Origin of the sequence: Streptomyces sp. UH6, assembly GCF_013421635.1 — a bacterium.
GTDB classification, from domain to species: Bacteria; Actinomycetota; Actinomycetes; order Streptomycetales; family Streptomycetaceae; genus Streptomyces; species Streptomyces abyssomicinicus.
Map to the genome: position 1 here is coordinate 1 of NZ_JACADT010000754.1, position 2,810 is coordinate 2,810.

General features: G+C 72.2%; 4 protein-coding genes. All 4 read left to right on the forward strand.

Translation table 11 applies throughout. The features are described from left to right. The first annotated feature begins 184 nt into the window (after nt 1-184). Nucleotides 185-601, forward strand: a complete 417-nt coding sequence (locus HW445_RS25325; RefSeq protein ID WP_151773291.1) for a roadblock/LC7 domain-containing protein — start codon at nt 185-187, stop codon at nt 599-601. Further along, a complete protein-coding gene (locus HW445_RS25330) occupies nt 598-954 on the forward strand; it encodes a DUF742 domain-containing protein (protein ID WP_180223232.1) in 357 nt (118 codons plus the stop codon). The genes HW445_RS25325 and HW445_RS25330 overlap by 4 nt, the downstream gene beginning before the upstream one ends. After that, complete coding sequence (locus HW445_RS25335) at nt 935-1,552, forward strand: ATP/GTP-binding protein (protein ID WP_180223233.1); 618 nt, start codon at nt 935-937, stop codon at nt 1,550-1,552. Before HW445_RS25330 ends, HW445_RS25335 begins: the two co-directional genes overlap by 20 nt. Next, the coding region (locus tag HW445_RS25340; RefSeq protein WP_180223234.1) for a cytochrome P450 at nt 1,549-2,810 on the forward strand (1,262 nt) is incomplete at its 3' end. The genes HW445_RS25335 and HW445_RS25340, both read left to right, overlap by 4 nt.

A 2,810-nucleotide genomic window follows, 5' to 3' on the forward strand; every position in this document is an offset into this window, starting at 1 on the left:
GACCGCCGACGGGACGGCCGACGAGAGCGCCGGCCCCGGACCGGCCGGCACCGAACCCCCCGTCGCCCCGTAGCGCGACGCCCTTCCCCCCAACAGGACGACGGCGCCGTCCTGTTCGACCCCGTGAGATTGGAGGACCGGGGCGGTGGACCGGCGTATCCGGCACCACCGCCCCGACACCCGCATGCAGACCACCGACAACAGCCTCAGCTGGCTCCTGAACAACCTGCTGGAGCGCACCACCGGCACCCGGCACGCACTGGTCCTGTCCAGGGACGGACTGAAGCTGTGCTGGAGCGAGAACCTCTCCTTCGACCAGGCCGACCAGCTCGCCGCCATCTGTTCCGGCATCCAGGCCCTCGCCCAGGGAGCCTCGGTGGAGTTCGGGGACGGCACCGGCGGCGTACGGCACTCGATGACCGAGTTCCACGGTGGTCTGCTGTTCGTCGTGGAGGCCGGTGAGGGCGCGCACCTGGCGGTCCTCGCCGACGAGGACGCGGACCCGGGCGTGGTGGGCCACCAGATGACGGAACTGGTCGAGCAGATCGGCGAGCACCTGCGGGCCGAGCCACGGGATCCGGCCGGGGACGGCACCTCATGAGGCGCAAACCCGTGGACACGGGCGACCCCGACCGGCTCTACACGGTGACCGGGGGACGTCACCGGGCCGGCGAACCGCTGGACCTCGTCACCCTGCTCGTGAGCGAGTGCGAGCCGACGGCGGGCATGCAGTCGGAGCACGCCCGGATCCTGGAGCTGTGCCGTCACCCCACCGCCGTCGTCGAGGTCGCCGCGGAACTGCGCCTGCCGATCACGGTGGTGCGCATCCTCCTCGCCGACCTGCTGGACGCGGGCCGCGTCACGGCCCGCCATCCACGGGCGGCGCCGTCCGTCGCCGGCCTGCCCGATTCGCAACTGCTCAAGGAAGTGCTTCATGGGCTCCGCAACATCTGAGCTGCCCTCCCTGCGCCTGCCGCTGACGGACCGGGCGGAGACCGGGCTGAAGATCGTCGTCGTGGGCGGCTTCGGCGTCGGCAAGACGACCCTGGTCCGCTCGGTCAGCGAGATCCGGCCGCTGAACACCGAGGAGGTGATGACCCAGGCCGGCGTCGGCATCGACGAGACCGATCCGGCGTCCCGGAAGAGCACGACGACGGTCGCCTTCGACTTCGGGCGGATCAGCCTCAACGACCGCATGGTGCTGTACCTGTTCGGAGCGCCCGGGCAGGAACGCTTCTGGTTCCTGTGGGACCGGCTCTTCGCGGGAACGCTGGGCGCGGTGGTCCTGGTGGACACCCGCCGGGTGGACGACTGCTGGTACGCGATCGACAGGCTCGAGCACCACCGGACCCCGTTCGTGGTGGCGGTCAACCGCTTCGAGCAGGACGGAATCCGGTACTCCCTGGAGGAGATCCGCCAGGCGCTCGCCCTCCCGACGGGCGTGCCGATGGTCGAGTGCGACGCGAGGGACCGCCAGTCGGCCAAGGACGTGCTGATCACCCTCGTGGACCACCTCTACGACATGGCCATGGCCCAGGAGGCGACACCGTGACCGCAACCGGATCCCCGCTCCCGCACGACGCGCCGCCCGGGTGCCCGGCGCACCCGGGAGCGGTCCCCCTGGCGGGGCTGGAGTACCAGCAGTCACCGGCACAGCTGTACCGCGCCCTGCGCCGGGAGCACGGCTCCGTCGCGCCGGTGCTGCTGGAGGGCGGCATACCCGCCTGGCTGGTGCTGGGCTACTCCGAACTCACCTACGTGACCCACCACGACGAGCTGTTCGCGCGCGACTCGCGGCGCTGGAACCAGTGGGAGAGGATCCCGCAGGACTGGCCGCTGCTGCCGTTCGTCGGGTACCAGCCCTCGGTGCTGTTCACCGAGGGCGACGAGCACCGCCGGCGCGCCGGAGTGATCACCGAGGCACTGGAGGGCGTCGACCAGTTCGAGCTCGCCCACAACTGCCGGCTGATCGCCGACGAGCTGATCGCCCGGTTCGCCGGGAGCGGCAGCGCCGAGCTGATGACCGGCTACGCGCACGCCCTGCCGATGCGGGCCGTGGTGCAGATGTGCGGCATGCCCGCGTCGGGGACGGACACCCGGCAGCTGGTGGACGACCTGCGCATCTCCCTGGACGCGGGGGAGGGCGACGATCCGGTGGCCGCGTACGCCCGGGTGGCCGACCGGCTGCGGCGGCTGGTCGACGAGAAGCGGGCCGCGCCGGGCCCGGACGTCACCTCCCGGATGCTCGCCCACCCGGCGGGCCTGACCGACGAGGAGATCGTCCAGGACCTGATCTCGGTGATCGCCGCGGCGCAGCAGCCGACCGGCAACTGGATCGGCAACACCCTGCGCCTGCTGCTGACCGACGAACGCTTCGCCGTGAACGTCTCGGGCGGCCGGCTCAGCGTGGGCGAGGCGCTCAACGAGGTGCTGTGGCTGGACACGCCCACGCAGAACTTCATCGGGCGCTGGGCCGTCGGGGACGTGCAGCTGGGCGGCCGGCAGATCCGGGCCGGCGACTGCCTGGTCCTCGGGCTCGCGGCGGCCAACGGCGACCCGCAGATCTGGCCGGAGGGGCACGTGGGCGCCGAGAACGCCGCCCACCTCTCCTTCAGCAACGGGGAGCACCGCTGCCCCTACCCCGCTCCGCTGCTGGCGGACATCATGGCGCGCACCGCGGTGGAGACGCTGCTGGACCGGCTGCCCGACCTGGTCCTGGCGGCGGAGCCGGAGGAGCTGACCTGGCGGCCGTCGATCTGGATGCGGGGCCTCACCGCGCTCCCCGCGCACTTCACGCCGGTCCTGGGCTG

What these genes read in the sequence shown, in the direction of transcription:
- HW445_RS25325 (WP_151773291.1), top strand. Translation starts at nt 185, where the DNA reads ATGCAGACCACCGACAACAGCCTCAGCTGGCTCCTGAACAACCTGCTG.
- HW445_RS25330 (WP_180223232.1), top strand. Translation starts at nt 598, where the DNA reads ATGAGGCGCAAACCCGTGGACACGGGCGACCCCGACCGGCTCTACACG.
- HW445_RS25335 (WP_180223233.1), top strand. Translation starts at nt 935, where the DNA reads ATGGGCTCCGCAACATCTGAGCTGCCCTCCCTGCGCCTGCCGCTGACG.